We start from the raw sequence: 13,943 nt of genomic DNA, 5'->3' as shown, positions 1-13,943 counted from the left end.
GCACGGCGCGGCAGGACACGACGATGTACTTCACCGATCGCGGCATCGAGGAGCTGGCCGGCCGGCGGGGCGAGGAAGAGGTCTCGCTCTCCTGGCTGGCCGACCAGCTCCAGGCCTTCGTCGACCAGCACCCCGACTTCGAGGTGCCGGTCGAGCGGCTGGCCACCTGGCTGGCCCGGGGCGGCACGGACGACGTCGACGAGGACTGACGGGCCACCTCCGCGCGCCTCCGCGGGATGACGGCGGCGCGGGGAGACGCTGCGTAGGTGCTCGGTCACTCACACGCTCTCTCCGGTCTGGCGGCCGGTGCCGCGACGCTCCCCTGGGTGCCGGTGCACGGCACGGTCGCCCAGGTCGCCTGGGTGTCCGCCGTCGGCGGGTTCGCCATGCTCCCGGACCTGGACCAGCGCGGTTCGACGATCTCCGGGATGTGGGGCCCGCTCACCGACGTCCCCTCCGGGCTCGTCAACACGATCGCGCGGGGACACCGCTGGGGCACCCACGACGCCGTCCTCGGCTCCCTGGCCTTCGGGCTGCTGGCCACCGCGGCCACCTGGCACCGCTGGTCCAGCCTGCTCCTGCTGGCCCTGGCGATGGGGCTGGCCCTGCGGGCCCTGCACTTCGTCATCCCCGGCCGCGCGGAGAACACCGTCATCGGCAACCTCGCCCTCTCCTGGGGCGGTGCGTGGCTGCTGCTCGCGCACAGCCCGGCCCCCGGGTGGCTCCCCCTGGCCGTCGTCCTCGGCACGCTGACCCACGTCGCCGGCGACTGGCTGACCAAGGAGGGGGTGCCGGTCCCGGTCTTCTGGCTGGTCCGGCGCAGCCGACTGGCGCCGGTGCACCTGCGCACCGGTGCGATCGTGGAGAAGGCGGTGCTCGTCCCGCTGTTCCTGGTGGCGACCGTCGTCCTGCTCTACCTCAACACCCCAGCCCACGAGCTCGTCGACCCACTGCTGCAGCGGCTCGGCTGAGCCGGGCGGTCAGCCGGGCGGCGCCGCGGGCAGCCGCCCCGGCCGGGGCCACAGCCGGGCCACCACCCGCCCGACGACGACCGCCGTGCCGAACGCCCGGGAGTCGTCGGTGACCAGGGGGTTGTCCCCCTCCACCCAGTGCCCGCCGGGCACCCCCCGGCGCACCCGTTTGACCACCAGCAGCTCTGGCCGGGCCGGGAAGCGGGCGAGGACGACGGCGCCGGGCCGTACGGGCGCTCCGGCAGGCAGCCGGCGGACCAGCAGCCGGTCCCCGTGCCGCACGGTCGGGGCCATCGACGGCCCGGCGACCCGGGCCAGCACCCAACGGGTCGGCAGCCCGGGGAGGCTCCCCGGACTGCCGCTGCTCGACGTGTTCTCGCTGATCACCGCGGGTAGGGTCGCAGAAGACCCATCCCCGCGAACCCGGAGGCACACCCATGCGTCTGTTCCGCATGTTCTCCGCCGTGGAGGCCACCGCGCACTGCGACCTCCCCTGCGGCGTCTACGACCCGGCCCAGGCCCGTATCGAGGCCGAGAGCGTCAAGGGCATCCAGGAGAAGTACCAGGGCAACGAGGACCCGGTCTTCCGTACCCGGGCCATCCTCATCAAGGAGCAGCGGGCCGAGCTGGTCAAGCACCACCTGTGGGTGCTGTGGACCGACTACTTCAAGCCCCCGCACTTCGAGAAGTACCCGCAGCTGCACGAGCTGTTCAACAAGGCGACCAAGCAGGCCGGTGCCGCCGGCGGCAAGGGCAGCATGGACCCGGCCGAGGGCCAGAAGCTGCTCGACTACATCGCCGAGATCGACAAGATCTTCTGGGAGACCAAGGCCGCTGCCTGATCAAGGACCCCGTCCTCCTCACCCCTCGCGAGCTGGGGGCGAGGCTCTGGACGGGGCCGGACTGCCGGGTCACCCTCCGGGGTGGCCCGGCAGTGTCGTACCTGTCGCCGGTCCGGGTTGGCAGCTCCCCCGAACCAGGAGGCCAACACACTCGTGAGCCCCCGTTTCGACCTGCGCTCGCTGCTCGAGCGGGTGGAGGCAGCCCCGCCGATCGACGCGGTCACCGCCGTCACCGCAGAGCTCGCCGCCCTGTCCGGCGCCACCGAGGTGTCCTTCCTGATCGCCGACTTCAGCGGGCACGCCCTGGTCCGGCTCGGGAAGGCGACCCACGCGCCGGAGGGCTCCCGCGTCCGGGGCCTCGAGCACGCCGAGACCCTCCGGCTGGCGGGCACGGTGCACGACCAGGTCCTGCGCACCCAGCAGGCGGTCGTGCAGACCGGCGACCACGGCGCCTCCGTGATCGTCCCGGTCACCGACCGCGGCGACGCCATCGGCGTGCTGGAACTGGTGCTCCCCGAGCCCCCCGAGGAGCAGGAGCTCGCCGACATCTCCGCGGCCGGCCACGCCCTCGCGTACGTGATCATCGCCAACCGGCGGCACACCGACCTCTTCGAGTGGGGGCAGCGCACGACGCCCTTCTCCCTCGCCGCGGAGATCCAGCGCCGGCTGCTGCCCAACGCGTTCACCTGCGAGGCCGGGCAGTTCACCCTGGCCGGGTGGCTGGAGCCGGCCGCCACCGTGGGCGGGGACACCTTCGACTACACGCTGGACCGGGACTCCCTCCACGTCTCAGTGAGCGACGCGGTCGGACACGAGGTCGGCGCCGCCCTGCTGGCCACGCTTCTGGTCGGCAGCCTGCGCAACGAGCGGCGCCGCGGGCTCGGCCTCGGCGACCAAACCGGCAACGCCAACGACGCCGTGACCGCGCACTCGGCGCCCGGCGAGTTCGTCACCGGTCAGGTCATGCGGGTCGACCTGCACACCCAGGAGGCCCAGATCGTGAACGCCGGGCACCCCTTCCCGCTCCGGCTCCGCGACGGCCGCGTCGAGGAGGTCGAGCTGGCCATCGACCTGCCCTTCGGCGTCCAGGCCGGCACCGAGTACCGCCTGCAGCGCTTCCCCCTGGAGCCCGGCGACCGGGTCGTCTTCGTGACCGACGGGATGCAGGAGCGCAACGCGGCCTCCCTCGACGTGGCGGCCGCACTGGCCGCCACGGCGGCACTGCACCCGCGCGAGGTCGTGCACGAGCTCGGCCAGGCGGTCCTGCGCGCCACCGGTGGCGTGCTCCGGGACGACGCCTCCGTCGTCTGCCTCGACTGGTACGGAGGCCCGCCGAGGGAACGAGACAGCCGGTCCGGGGCCAGCGACCTGCTCGCCTCCGGCTGAACCGCCTGGCGTCGTGCCCGCCGCGACGCGGCCGACGGCAGGCGTTCGGGCCCGGTCCCGGTAGCCTCGGTCTGCGATGCGCATCGACCGGGCCGGCTGGCCCTTCCTCGCCGTTCCCCTGGCCTCTGCGGCGGTCTCCACCGTCCTGGGTCGGGGCAGCGGTCTCCGCTGGGCCCGCGTCCTGACGTGGCCCCTCCTCGCCCTGTCGGCGTACATGGCCGTCTTCTTCCGCGACCCCGACCGGCGGAGCGACTCGGTCCCACCGTCGCCCGAGGACGTGCTCTCCCCGGCCGACGGCGTCGTCATGGTCGCCGGTGACCCACAGCCGGGCGTGGCCCCCGAGGGCGACTGGCAGCAGGTCAGCGTCTTCCTGTCCGTCGTCGACGTGCACGTGAACCGCGCCCCCTACGGCGGCCGGATCACCACGTCCACGTACACGCCGGGCAGCTTCCTGGCCGCCTATCGTGCGGAGAGCGCGCACCGCAACGAGCGCAGCGAGCTGTGGGTGCGCGACGGCGACCGCACGGTCGTCTTCCGGCAGATCGTCGGCGTGCTCGCCCGGCGGATCGTCACCCGTGTGGTGCCCGGGCAGGAAGTGGCCACCGGCGATCGGATCGGGTTGATGAAGTTCGGGTCCCGGATGGACGTCTTCGTGCCACCCGAGTGCACCGTCACCGTCACGAAGGGGCAGCGGGTGCGGGGCGGGGAGACCGTCATCGCCCGCTGGTCCCAGCCCAGCTGAGGAGCCGGCGGATGCCAGGGAGGCGCACCACCACCGTCGAGTTCGTCCGTGGTTCGGTGCGCGGCGGGCGCCGGCGGGCTCGCTCGTGGCTGCCCAGCCTGTTCACCCTCGCCAACATGATGTGCGGCTTCGGCGCCATCCTGGTCGCGTTCCGCGGCGAGTACCGGCTGGCCTGTCTGCTGATCGCGCTCTCGGTCGTGTTCGACATCGCCGACGGCGCGGTCGCCCGGCTGGTCGGCGCCGTCTCACCGTTCGGCCTGCAGTTCGACTCACTGGCCGACCTGGTCTCCTTCGGCCTCGCCCCGGCCCTGCTCGCCTTCGCCCTCTTCTCCGACGGCCGGGACGAACTCGACGCCCTGGGCTGGGTGGTCTGCTTCCTCTGGGTGGCCTGCGCGGCCATCCGGCTCGCCCGCTTCAACACCACGATCGACCCGACGGCGGACAAGCGCTTCTTCACCGGCCTGCCCAGCCCCGGCGCGGCCGGGGTGGTGCTGGCCAGCGTGTTCGCCTTCGCCGACGCGATGCAGGGCCGCGACCGGCTGTGGGTGCTGCTGGTGGTCATCGTCCCCGGGCTGCTGATGATCAGCAACGTCCGCTACCGCTCGTTCCGGTCCCTGGTCAGCCCGAAGAGCGGCAAGCCCTACGGGCTGGTCGTCGCCGTCGTCCTGGTCGTCGTCGGCCTGATCACCGTGCCGACCGTGACCTGCCTCGTGGTCGCCTACAGCTACCTCCTCTCCCCGCTCGTGATGCCGGTGCTGTCCCCGCTGGGCCGGCTCGTCCCGGCACGGGTGAAGGAGGTGCTGTCCTGAGCGTGCGCCGGGTCCGGCCGGACGATGTCCCGACGGTGCTGCGGCTGGTCCGTGAGCTCGCCGCCTACGAGGAGTCCGAGCACGAGGCCCGGATGACCGCCGACCAGCTGCACGCCGCGCTGTTCGGGGAGTCCCCGGCGCTGTTCGGGCACGTGGCCCTGACCGGTGCGGGCGACGACGCCGAGATCGCCGGCTTCGCCCTGTGGTTCCTCAACTTCTCCACCTGGCGTGGCACCCACGGGCTGTACCTCGAGGACCTCTACGTCTCCCCCGCGCACCGCGGCACGGGGCTCGGCCGTGAACTGCTCCGGACGCTGGCCGACGAGTGCGTGGCGCGCGGCTTCGCCCGGCTGGAGTGGTCCGTCCTGGACTGGAACACCCCGTCCATCGACTTCTACAGAGCCGCCGGTGCGGTGCCGATGGACGGGTGGACGGTCTTCCGGCTCACCGATGACGCCCTGACCCGGTTCGCGGCCGACCGTCGCTGACCCACCCGACCGACAGGAGAACGGCGTGACCACCGAACGCGGCGAGTCCGAGTGCTGGCTGACCGACATGGACGGCGTGCTGGTGCACGAGGGGAAGGCGCTGCCCGGCGCGGCCGACTTCCTGGCCCGGCTGGTCGAGCGCAACCGCCGGTTCCTGGTGCTGACCAACAACTCGATCTTCACCCCGCGCGACCTCTCCGCCCGGCTCTCCCGCAGCGGCCTGGAGGTGCCGGAGGAGGCGATCTGGACCTCGGCCCTGGCCACGGCGGACTTCCTGGCCTCCCAGCTGCCCGGCGGCTCGGCCTACGTCATCGGTGAGGCGGGCCTGACCACCGCGCTGCACGAGGCGGGGTACACGATGACCGACACCGACCCGGACTACGTCGTCCTCGGGGAGACCCGCACCTACTCCTTCGAGGCGATCACCCAGGCGGTCCGGCTGGTCGGCGCCGGAGCCCGGTTCATCGCCACCAACCCCGACGTCACCGGCCCCTCCCCCGAGGGCCCGCTGCCCGCGACCGGCTCGGTGGCGGCGATGATCACCAAGGCCACCGGGGCGGAGCCCTACTTCGTCGGCAAGCCCAACCCGATGATGTTCCGCAGCGCGATGAACCGCATCGAGGCGCACTCGGAGTCCACCACGATGATCGGTGACCGGATGGACACCGACGTCGTCGCCGGCATCGAGGCGGGACTGGACACGATCCTGGTGCTCACCGGCTCGACCCGCGCCGAGGACGTCAGCCGTTTCCCCTTCCGGCCCAGCCGGGTGCTGCCCTCGATCGCCGAGGTCATCGAGCTCATCTAGTCCGAGCCCACCCCCAGGCCGGCGGGGGCCTCCGTCAGCGTTCGAAGAAGGCCAGCCGCGCCTCGGGGGTGGCCAGCAGCCAGAGCTCGGTCGCCACCAGGGCCAGCACCGGCAGGCCCAGCAGCGGCTGCTGCGCCTCGAAGGCCGCGTTGTAGCCGAGCAGGCCCAGCAGGATCTGCAGCACGATGACCGGGCCGCGGGCCCAGCCGGACACCCGCCGCAGCCCGACGGCGGCGGCCGCGAGCAGCCCCGCTCCCAGCCCGACGTAGACCACCTCGGCCAGCGCGCGGCCCACGCTGTCCGGCGAGCCGGTCAGCGTCAGCACCAGCAGCACGAGCGCGAGGACCGTCAGCGCGAGCGCCTCCACGGCGACCACCAGGGCGGCCCGCCGGACGGCGGTCGGTGCCTCCTGGTGCTCCCGCTGCGGGCGCGGTGCGGTCGGCTGCGCCGCCCTCCCGAGCAGGCCCTGCGCCCTCGGCCGACGGCGGCCCGGGGTCTGTCCGTCCTGACCTGACACGCCGTCGAGGTTACCCGCGGGCACCGCGCGAGCCGCCGCACCGGACGTGCCGCACGGCCGGCCTGAAGCCGCTGGATATGTTGGGCGGCATGCGTGCGCTGCTGGTGGCGAACCCGGCGGCCACGACCACCACCCGCAAGGTCCGCGACGTGCTGGTCCGGGCGCTGTCCAGCCAGCTGGACGTCGAGCTGGCCGAGACCGCCCACCGCGGTCATGCCCGGGAGCTCGCCGCCCGGGCCGCCGCGGACGGGGTCGACCTCGTCGTGACCCTCGGCGGCGACGGCACGGTCAACGAGGCAGCCAACGGTCTGCTCGCCGCCGGGCCGGCGCCCGACGGGCCGATGCTGGCCGTCGTGCCGGGCGGCTCGACCAACGTCTTCGCCCGCGCGCTGGGCCGCTCCCGCGACCCGGTGGAGGCGACCGGGGAGATCCTCGACTCGCTGCGCGCCGGCCGCACCCGCCTGGTGTCCCTCGGCACCGCGGAGGCCCGCACCGGCGGGGAGGGGACGACGGAGGGCTGGACCACTCCCCGCTGGTTCGTCTTCGCCGCGGGCATGGGCTTCGACGCCGACGTCATCTCCCGGGTCGAGGCCCAGCGCGCCCGGGGACGGCGGTCCACCGGCAGCCTCTACATCGGGGCCGGGGTCAACGCCTTCGTGCTGGGCCGCGACCGCCGTCGTCCGCCGATGACCCTCCAGCTGCCCGGCGCGCCCCCCGTCGACGGGCTGTTCCTCGCCCTGGTCTCCAACGTCAGCCCGTGGACCTACCTGGGGGCCCGGCCCATCGACCCGAGCCCCGAGGCGTCCTTCGACACCGGTCTGGACCTCTTCGCGATGGGCCGCGTCGGCGTGGTGCGGATGCTGCACCACGTGCGCCAGACCATGGCCGCCCGGCCGGACGCCCGGGGCCGCGGGGTGCACCGCTGGCACGACCTCGGGGAACTGACCCTGACGTCGGCCCGACCGCAGGGGTGGCAGCTCGACGGTGACCACCTGGGGACCACCACCGGGCTCCGCGTGCGGTCGGTCCCGGACGCGCTGCGCGTCGTCGTGTGACCGAGCGCTCGGTCATGAGCCCCCGCTGCGTGATGCAGGGACGCGCCGGGTGCGGTAGGACGAAGTGGCGAGGCCCCGCCCGGCGTGGTGAGGTTGCTCACGAGCCCCGCCGACGCCCGGCGAACTGCTTGACAGTGCGTCTACTCGTGAAAGCATCACAAGCAAGCAACCTGCTGGTAACACAGCAGGCGGTCGTCGTTCTTCGTGCTGACATCAGCGCACGGACCTGCGGGGGCGGTCTCCGGACCGACGACCGGACACCCTGACGAGATCGAGGAGTACACCGCCATGGACTGGCGCCACCGCGCGCTCTGCCGGGACGAAGACCCGGAGCTCTTCTTCCCGATCGGGACGACGGGCCCGGCAGTCGTCCAGATCGAGCAGGCCAAGGCTGTGTGCGGCCGTTGCCCGGTCGTCGAGTCCTGTCTGGACTGGGCGCTGAGCTCGGGCCAGGACTCCGGGGTCTGGGGCGGGTTGTCCGAGGACGAGCGCCGTGCCCTGAAGCGCCGTACCGCGCGCACCCGAGTCCGCACCGCCTGAGGAAAGACCCCGTCCCCCTCACCCTTCGCACGCTCAGGGTGAGCCTCCGGACGGGGCCGAACAGCAGGGACCGCTCCGTGACCGGAGCGGTCCCTGCTGTCGTTCAGCGGCGGGGGCGCCCGGCGCCCGGGAGGCTGAGCACCGCCTCGGTACCCGAGCCGCCGTCCGCCGGCGGTCCCATCTCCAGCGTCCCGTGCAGCTCGCTGGTCACCAGCGTCCGCACGATCTGCAGCCCGAGCCCGGTGCTGGCCGCCGGGTCGAAGCCCGGCGGCAGTCCGCGCCCGTCGTCGCGGACCCGGACCACCAGGTCGTCGCCGGTCCGTTCGGCAGCGAGCACGATCGTCCCCGGCTCGCCCTCGTCGAACGCGTGCTCGGCCGCGTTGTGCAGCAGCTCGGTCACCGCCATCACCAGCGGCGTCGCACACGCCGCGGGCAGCTCCCCGATCGCGCCCTCCCGGGTGATCCGGGCGGCCGGCCCCACCGACGTCACGTCACCGAGCATCGGCAGCACCTGGTCGAGGACGTCGTCGACCTCGACGACGTCGTCCCGACTGCCGGCCAGCGTCTCGTGGACCACCGCGATCGAGGCCACCCGGCGCACCGACTCCTCCAGCGCCGCCCGGGCCGCCGGCTCGGTCATCCGCCGGGCCTGCAGCCGCAGCAGCGCGGCCACGGTCTGCAGGTTGTTCTTCACCCGGTGGTGGATCTCCCGGATGGTGGCGTCCTTGGTCATCAGCGCGCGGTCCCGGCGGCGCACGTCCGTGACGTCGCGGACCAGCACCAGCGCGCCCTCCTCACCGCCGGGGGCCTGCAGCGGCAGGGCACGCACCAGCATGGTGGCCGCGTCGTTCTCCACGTCCATCGGCTCGGGGAACCGGCCGGCCACCGCTGCGGCGATGCTCGCCGCCACGGCCTCACCGGCCACCCGGTCCCCCGACACCTGCCGGGTCACCTCGCCCAGGTCGGACCCGACGACGTCGCCGGTCACCCCCATCCGCCGGTAGGCCGACAGGGCGTTCGGGCTGGCGTAGACGGCGTGACCGGTGCCGTCCAGCCGGACCAGCCCGTCACCCACCCGCGGGCTCATCTCCGCGTCGTCCAGCATCCGCGGCGGGAAGGTGCCGGCCGCCACCATCAACGAGAGGTCCGCGGCGATGTCGAGGTAGGTGAGCTCCAGGGTCGACGGCGACCGGGTCGCCGCCAGGTTGGTGTCCTTGGCCAGCACCGCGACCACCGCACCGTCGTGCCGGACGGGGATGACCTCCCGGCGGCGGGGGCTCGCCCCCGACCAGTCGGGCTCGCCCTCGGTGATCGGCCGCCCCTCCCGCTGCGCACGCACCAGCGGCTCGGCGTCCGCCCCGGTGGCCTCACTGCCCACCAGGTCCTCCGGCTGGCTCGTGGGCGCCGTCAGCGGGCGCACCTGGGCCACGCACCACCAGGCCCCGGTCTGCAGCGGCACCCACAGCGTGAGGTCGGCGAAGGAGAGGTCGGCCAGCAGCTGCCAGTCGGCCACCAGCCGGCGCGCGTGGTCGACCTGGGACGGGCTGGCCGAGCCACGGGTGAGACGTTCGGACAGGCTGCTCATCGTGAGCCGGAGCCTACGGCCCTGTCCGGAGGCTCATCCGAGCTTGCGAGGGAGGAGCGGGACAGGGTCCTCTGTCTACCCTGCTCCGGTGACCGTCCCCCCACCCGTCGTCGGTCCGGCCGGGCCTGCGGACCACGCCCGCATCGCCGAGCTCACCGTGGCCGCCTACGCAGCCGAGGACCTCGCACCGGCCCAGTACCTGCCCCAGCTGGCCGACGTGGCGGGGCGGGCGGACCGCGCGGAGCTGCTCGTGGCCCGCGACCACGACGGGCGCATCGTCGGCAGCGTGGCGCTGGTGCTGTCCGGGGACTTCGGCGAGGTCGTCGAGTCCCCGGACGAGGCGGCGTTCCGGATGCTGGCGGTCGACCCCGGAGCGCGCGGCCAGGGCATCGGGGCGGCGCTCGTGCGCGCCTGCCTGGACCGGGCCCGGGCCGCCGGCAAACGACGGATGGTGCTGTCCACGGGCGAGCGGATGGCCGCAGCGCACCGGCTCTACGCCCAGTTCGGTTTCACCCGGCTGCCGCAGCGGGACTGGGCACCGGTGCCCGACGTCGACCTCCGGGTCTACTCCCTCGACCTGACCTGACGCGCCCCGTCGTCTTCCGGGAGAGGGCGCTACGCCGGGACGACGGTGGCGATCAGGTCGCCCTCCTGGAGCACCTCGCCCTCGACCACGTGCAGCTCGCCGATCGTGCCGGCGCGCTCACTGAGCACCGGGATCTCCATCTTCATCGACTCGAGGATGACCAGCGTGTCACCGGCGGCGACCTCCGCACCGGGGGCCACGAGCACCTTCCACACGCTGGAGACCATCTCGGCGTGGATCTCCTCGACCGCCACCGGCGCCCCCTCTTCCCTGACCTGCAACGACCCGCCTGAGCTGACGGTGTGCTCATGAAAGCACGGGTGCGGGCCGGCACCGCACCGCGCCGAGCACCGGTCAGGTGCCGTCGGGGACGAGCGCACCGGCGATGCGCTGCAGCACACCGCAGACGGCCGCACCGTCGTGCGGGACGCCGGTCTCCGGGAGACCGGCGAGGAGCTCCGTCGCCGCCCGCGCGGCGCTCGCCGCATCGGGGCCAGCGGCACTCACCGTGGCCAGCAGTGCGTCGTACCAGCCGTCGAGCCGGTCACCCGCGTCGTAGCCGCTCACCGCGACCAGCTCGGCGTCCCCGCCCACCCGCCGGTCAGCGACCACGACGTCGGGCAGCCGGCCGGTGACCCGACCCGCCGTGCCCGGAGGCAGCGTCGACCGCAGCTGGACGGCGAGCCCGGCGTACGGCGGCCCCTCGGCGGCGTCCGATGCCCCGCCCGCAGGCGCGCCGGACACCCTGCCCAGCGCGAGGGCGACGGCGTCCAGCCCGTGTGCCCGCTCGAGCACGGCGATGTCCAGGGAGAAGCCCGCCGCCACCTCGGCCAGCTCCCCGCCGGGGTCGATGCCCACCGTGACCAGTCCGCGCCAGCCGAGCTCGGGGAGCCGCCGGGCGGCCGCGGGCAGTGATCCCAGCCCGTCGGGGGGCGTCCAGGAGACCCGCGGGGTGCCGCCGGCGCGGTCACGCAGCACCGGGGTGACGTGGTGCAGCCCGTCGGCGCTCACCCAGGCCAGGAAGCCGCGCTCACTGGCCGGCTCGACGCCGTCACCGCCGAGCCGCTCGAGCACCCCGGCCTCCGGCCCGATCCAGCCCAGCCCGGCGTCGGCCACCGCGGCGGCCAGCCGCGCGTTCCCGGCGAGGGCCGGGGGGACGGGCAGCACCGCGTCGACCCGCGTGCGGCGAGCAGCCTCCACCAGCCGGCGCACGTCCAGGTAGGACTCCGCTGCCGGTGCCGGCCCCAGCAGCACGGACTCGTCGGCCATCCGGACGTGCCGGGCGTCGCGTTCCGTCTCCGAGTACACGGCCACGGCCTTCACGCCCAGCCGGCCGCACGCTCGGATCACCGCACAGGCCATCGGCCCCCGGCCGGCCACGAGCACGCTGTCGACTGCCTGGACCACGTCGTCTCCTCTTCCCGGCTGCGCCGGCGTCCTGCGCTCACCGGCTGCGCCGGCCTCCTGCCGATGGCCCGTGCCACCGCTGGTCCCGACCGCGCACCAGCGCACGGTGCCGGGCCCACCCGTGAGAGCCTTGCAGGGTCAGCTTGGCCGGTACCGGGGTGCTCTGCATCCCGCGCCGGGACCGATCAGCAGCCGGGCGTCCCGCCCGGGTGGAGCACAGAGAGGAGGGGCAGCGATGTCCAAGCGTGGACGCAAGCGGCGCGCCCGCAAGAAGAGCGGCGCCAACCACGGCAAGCGCCCCAACGCCTGACGGCGGGGGGAGCGCCGCGCCGCCCTAGGCGGTGGGGCGCTCCCCCGGCAGCTGGCCGGTCTGGACGCTCGTCGTCTCGAAGGTCGTCGTCTCGATGCTGGCCTTCTCGACGCGCACCTGGGTGCCGTCCTCCTCGAACGAGACGGTCGTCAGCTGCACCTTGATCCGGTCGCGCAGGCCCATCGGCGTGGGGTCACCGCCGCAGCGGCGACGTACCAGCGCCTTGAACTCCTGCTCGATGCCGAACTGGCGCAGACAGGGCGAACAGTCCTCGAGGTGCTCGGCGATCACCGCCCGCCGGGCGTCGTCGGTCTCGTGGTCGAGGAACTCGAAGACGTGGGAGAGGACGTCGTCACAGGAGGTGACGTCGTCACCGTGGAGGTCGTGCCGGGCGCCGTCGTGAGCGTCGGTGCTCATGAGCGGGTCGCCTCCTCAGCAGCTCCGGCCGCGACGAAGCCGCGTTCCCGGGCGTAGTCGGCCAACAGCTTCTGCAGACCGCGTCGACCGCGGTGCAGGCGGGACATCACCGTGCCGATGGGCGTGCCCATGATCTCGGCGATCTCCTTGTACGCGAACCCCTCGACGTCGGCGAGGTAGACCGCGAGCCGGAAGTCCTCCGGCAGCTGCTGCAGCGCTTCCTTGATGTCGGTGTCGGGCAGGTGGTCCAACGCCTCCATCTCGGCGGAGCGCAGGCCGCTGGAGGTGTGCTCCTCCGCGGCGTAGAGCTGCCAGTCCTGCACCTGCTCGGTGGGGTACTGCTGCGGCTGGCGCTGCTTCTTGCGGTAGCTGTTGATGTAGGTGTTCGTCAGGATCCGGTACAGCCACGCCTTGAGGTTGGTCCCCTCGGCGAACTGGTGGAAGGCGGAGTACGCCTTGACGAACGTCTCCTGCACCAGGTCCTCGGCGTCGGCGGGGTTGCGGGTCATCCGCAGCGCCGCCGGGTACAGCTGGTCCAGGTAGGGCAGGGCGTCGCGCTCGAAGCGGGCGTCGCGCTGGGCCCGGGTCTCGGCGAGCTCGGCACGACTGCCGTCGGCGCGCGCCTCCGGCGTCTCATCGGGCTTCGCCGTCTCGATGACGGGGCTGTCGCTCGCGGGCTCCTCGGGCACCGACCGTCCTCTCTGCGGCGCCCGGGAGCGGGCGACCACGTCGCTCGATCCTAGCCGGGTGCGGCCGGGGCGGCCGGGGGGACGGCGGGCGGGCGCGGATCCGCGCGCGATGCGCGCCGGGGCGCCCGGGACTGTGCTGCTCACGGTCGGTGCAACGGCACGCACCCGGGCTCGATTCCCCACCGGGGACGGTCATCGGGGAAACCGCTCCCAGCATCGGTGGGTGGGTTCTAGGCTGCTGCGCCGTGGCGGCGACACCGGCGGTGCGGACCCTGGACCAGGCGCGGGCCGACTACTCCCTGCACGAGTACGACCCGTCCGACGGTGCCGACGGACACGGTTACGGCGAGGTGGCGGTGGCCGCCCTGGGCGCCGATCCGGCCCAGGTGTTCAAGACCCTGGTCGCCCGGGTCGACGGGGCGCTCACCGTCGCCGTCGTACCGGTCAGCGGCCAGCTGGACCTCAAGGCACTGGCCGCCGCCGCGGGCGGACGGAAGGCCACCATGGCCGACCCGGCCGACGCCGAGCGGAGCAGCGGCTACGTGCGGGGTGGGATCAGCCCGCTGGGTCAGCGGAAGGCGCTGCCGACCGTGGTGGACGACAGCGCGCTGACCTTCCCGACGGTGCTGGTCAGCGCCGGACGCCGCGGGCTCCAGGTGGAGCTGTCCCCGGCGGACCTGGTGCGGCTGACCCGGGCCCGGACCGCCGCCATCGCCCGTCTCGGCTGACGGACCTCCGCGCCCCCGCGGCTCGCACGCGCGCCGCGGGCCCCTGCACGAGGCCGGGGAGGG

At 73.9% G+C, this 13,943-nt stretch carries 20 protein-coding genes; 13 read left to right on the top strand and 7 right to left on the bottom strand.

Going from position 1 to position 13,943, the window contains the following annotated elements:
• Positions 1 to 23: 23 nt before the first annotated feature.
• Both O2W53_RS19190 and O2W53_RS19185 read left to right on the top strand, forming a co-directional pair.
• The gene (locus O2W53_RS19190) at positions 24 to 209 is read left to right on the top strand and encodes a DUF6104 family protein (protein WP_036340230.1); all 186 of its coding nucleotides are present in this window, start codon (positions 24 to 26) and stop codon (positions 207 to 209) included.
• A gap of 57 nt (positions 210 to 266) precedes the next feature.
• A complete protein-coding gene (locus tag O2W53_RS19185) occupies positions 267 to 971 on the top strand; it encodes a metal-dependent hydrolase (RefSeq protein ID WP_269164664.1) in 705 nt (234 codons plus the stop codon).
• A 9-nt stretch (positions 972 to 980) separates the two neighbouring features.
• Here O2W53_RS19185 and O2W53_RS19180 read toward each other — a convergent pair whose 3' ends face one another.
• Complete coding sequence (locus O2W53_RS19180; protein ID WP_269164663.1) at positions 981 to 1,358, bottom strand: S26 family signal peptidase; 378 nt, start codon at positions 1,356 to 1,358, stop codon at positions 981 to 983.
• A 50-nt stretch (positions 1,359 to 1,408) separates the two neighbouring features.
• Here O2W53_RS19180 and sodN point away from each other — a divergent pair, with 50 nt between their 5' ends.
• From sodN to O2W53_RS19150, 6 genes are all read left to right on the top strand, one after another.
• Positions 1,409 to 1,813, top strand: a complete 405-nt coding sequence (gene sodN, locus O2W53_RS19175) for a superoxide dismutase, Ni (RefSeq protein ID WP_269164662.1) — start codon at positions 1,409 to 1,411, stop codon at positions 1,811 to 1,813.
• Between the two features lie 153 nt (positions 1,814 to 1,966).
• On the top strand, positions 1,967 to 3,199 hold the full coding sequence (locus O2W53_RS19170; RefSeq protein ID WP_269164661.1) for a PP2C family protein-serine/threonine phosphatase: 1,233 nt from the start codon (positions 1,967 to 1,969) through the stop codon (positions 3,197 to 3,199).
• 76 nt (positions 3,200 to 3,275) lie between these two features.
• Positions 3,276 to 3,941: a phosphatidylserine decarboxylase gene (locus O2W53_RS19165; protein WP_269164660.1), complete on the top strand. Its 666-nt coding sequence runs from the start codon at positions 3,276 to 3,278 to the stop codon at positions 3,939 to 3,941.
• An 11-nt stretch (positions 3,942 to 3,952) separates the two neighbouring features.
• Positions 3,953 to 4,750, top strand: coding sequence for a CDP-diacylglycerol--serine O-phosphatidyltransferase (pssA, locus tag O2W53_RS19160; RefSeq protein ID WP_269164659.1), 798 nt, complete (start codon positions 3,953 to 3,955; stop codon positions 4,748 to 4,750).
• Between the two features lie 2 nt (positions 4,751 to 4,752).
• A complete protein-coding gene (locus tag O2W53_RS19155; RefSeq protein ID WP_241175767.1) occupies positions 4,753 to 5,238 on the top strand; it encodes a GNAT family N-acetyltransferase in 486 nt (161 codons plus the stop codon).
• 25 nt (positions 5,239 to 5,263) lie between these two features.
• On the top strand, positions 5,264 to 6,046 hold the full coding sequence (locus tag O2W53_RS19150) for an HAD-IIA family hydrolase (protein ID WP_269164658.1): 783 nt from the start codon (positions 5,264 to 5,266) through the stop codon (positions 6,044 to 6,046).
• Between the two features lie 34 nt (positions 6,047 to 6,080).
• Here the strand turns inward: O2W53_RS19150 and O2W53_RS19145 are convergent, their stop codons facing one another.
• Positions 6,081 to 6,563 (bottom strand): hypothetical protein, encoded by a 483-nt coding sequence (locus O2W53_RS19145; protein ID WP_269164657.1) that lies wholly within the window; start codon positions 6,561 to 6,563, stop codon positions 6,081 to 6,083.
• A gap of 89 nt (positions 6,564 to 6,652) precedes the next feature.
• On the opposite strand from O2W53_RS19145, the gene O2W53_RS19140 reads away from it, so the two are divergent.
• Positions 6,653 to 7,618, top strand: coding sequence for a diacylglycerol/lipid kinase family protein (locus tag O2W53_RS19140; RefSeq protein WP_269164656.1), 966 nt, complete (start codon positions 6,653 to 6,655; stop codon positions 7,616 to 7,618).
• A gap of 288 nt (positions 7,619 to 7,906) precedes the next feature.
• Positions 7,907 to 8,158, top strand: coding sequence for a WhiB family transcriptional regulator (locus tag O2W53_RS19135; RefSeq protein WP_036340246.1), 252 nt, complete (start codon positions 7,907 to 7,909; stop codon positions 8,156 to 8,158).
• 103 nt (positions 8,159 to 8,261) lie between these two features.
• On the opposite strand, the gene O2W53_RS19130 is transcribed toward O2W53_RS19135, so the two are convergent.
• Complete coding sequence (locus O2W53_RS19130; protein WP_269164655.1) at positions 8,262 to 9,743, bottom strand: sensor histidine kinase; 1,482 nt, start codon at positions 9,741 to 9,743, stop codon at positions 8,262 to 8,264.
• An 88-nt stretch (positions 9,744 to 9,831) separates the two neighbouring features.
• Between O2W53_RS19130 and O2W53_RS19125 the strand changes: the two genes are divergently transcribed.
• Positions 9,832 to 10,329 (top strand): GNAT family N-acetyltransferase, encoded by a 498-nt coding sequence (locus O2W53_RS19125; RefSeq protein ID WP_269164654.1) that lies wholly within the window; start codon positions 9,832 to 9,834, stop codon positions 10,327 to 10,329.
• A 29-nt stretch (positions 10,330 to 10,358) separates the two neighbouring features.
• Here the strand turns inward: O2W53_RS19125 and O2W53_RS19120 are convergent, their stop codons facing one another.
• Together O2W53_RS19120 and O2W53_RS19115 are read right to left on the bottom strand one after the other, a co-directional pair.
• Entirely contained in the window at positions 10,359 to 10,583 is a 225-nt protein-coding gene (locus O2W53_RS19120) for a biotin/lipoyl-binding carrier protein (protein ID WP_081975602.1), read from the bottom strand.
• Between the two features lie 100 nt (positions 10,584 to 10,683).
• On the bottom strand, positions 10,684 to 11,736 hold the full coding sequence (locus O2W53_RS19115; RefSeq protein ID WP_269164653.1) for a biotin carboxylase N-terminal domain-containing protein: 1,053 nt from the start codon (positions 11,734 to 11,736) through the stop codon (positions 10,684 to 10,686).
• Positions 11,737 to 11,971: 235 nt separating this feature from the next.
• Between O2W53_RS19115 and O2W53_RS23975 the strand changes: the two genes are divergently transcribed.
• Positions 11,972 to 12,046, top strand: coding sequence for a 50S ribosomal protein bL37 (locus O2W53_RS23975; RefSeq protein ID WP_014742531.1), 75 nt, complete (start codon positions 11,972 to 11,974; stop codon positions 12,044 to 12,046).
• A gap of 24 nt (positions 12,047 to 12,070) precedes the next feature.
• On the opposite strand, the gene rsrA is transcribed toward O2W53_RS23975, so the two are convergent.
• Together rsrA and O2W53_RS19105 are read right to left on the bottom strand one after the other, a co-directional pair.
• The gene (gene rsrA / locus O2W53_RS19110; RefSeq protein WP_269164652.1) at positions 12,071 to 12,463 is read right to left on the bottom strand and encodes a mycothiol system anti-sigma-R factor; all 393 of its coding nucleotides are present in this window, start codon (positions 12,461 to 12,463) and stop codon (positions 12,071 to 12,073) included.
• On the bottom strand, positions 12,460 to 13,152 hold the full coding sequence (locus O2W53_RS19105; RefSeq protein WP_269164651.1) for a sigma-70 family RNA polymerase sigma factor: 693 nt from the start codon (positions 13,150 to 13,152) through the stop codon (positions 12,460 to 12,462). The genes rsrA and O2W53_RS19105 overlap by 4 nt, the downstream gene beginning before the upstream one ends.
• A 245-nt stretch (positions 13,153 to 13,397) precedes the next feature.
• On the opposite strand from O2W53_RS19105, the gene ybaK reads away from it, so the two are divergent.
• On the top strand, positions 13,398 to 13,880 hold the full coding sequence (ybaK, locus tag O2W53_RS19100) for a Cys-tRNA(Pro) deacylase (RefSeq protein WP_269164650.1): 483 nt from the start codon (positions 13,398 to 13,400) through the stop codon (positions 13,878 to 13,880).
• The last annotated feature ends 63 nt before the right edge of the window (positions 13,881 to 13,943 follow it).

The organism is Modestobacter sp. VKM Ac-2978 (assembly GCF_026968025.1).
In the GTDB taxonomy this organism is placed as follows: domain Bacteria; phylum Actinomycetota; class Actinomycetes; order Mycobacteriales; family Geodermatophilaceae; genus Modestobacter.
This window is presented reverse-complemented; position numbering and strand designations above follow the sequence as displayed.

Bases quoted from the DNA above. Each gene is read 5' to 3' on its own strand.
- O2W53_RS19190 (WP_036340230.1), top strand. From the start codon at position 24: ATGTACTTCACCGATCGCGGCATCGAGGAGCTGGCCGGCCGGCGGGGC.
- sodN (WP_269164662.1), top strand. From the start codon at position 1,409: ATGCGTCTGTTCCGCATGTTCTCCGCCGTGGAGGCCACCGCGCACTGC.
- O2W53_RS19165 (WP_269164660.1), top strand. From the start codon at position 3,276: ATGCGCATCGACCGGGCCGGCTGGCCCTTCCTCGCCGTTCCCCTGGCC.
- pssA (WP_269164659.1), top strand. From the start codon at position 3,953: ATGCCAGGGAGGCGCACCACCACCGTCGAGTTCGTCCGTGGTTCGGTG.
- O2W53_RS19140 (WP_269164656.1), top strand. From the start codon at position 6,653: ATGCGTGCGCTGCTGGTGGCGAACCCGGCGGCCACGACCACCACCCGC.
- O2W53_RS19135 (WP_036340246.1), top strand. From the start codon at position 7,907: ATGGACTGGCGCCACCGCGCGCTCTGCCGGGACGAAGACCCGGAGCTC.
- O2W53_RS19130 (WP_269164655.1), bottom strand. From the start codon at position 9,743: ATGAGCAGCCTGTCCGAACGTCTCACCCGTGGCTCGGCCAGCCCGTCC.
- rsrA (WP_269164652.1), bottom strand. From the start codon at position 12,463: ATGAGCACCGACGCTCACGACGGCGCCCGGCACGACCTCCACGGTGAC.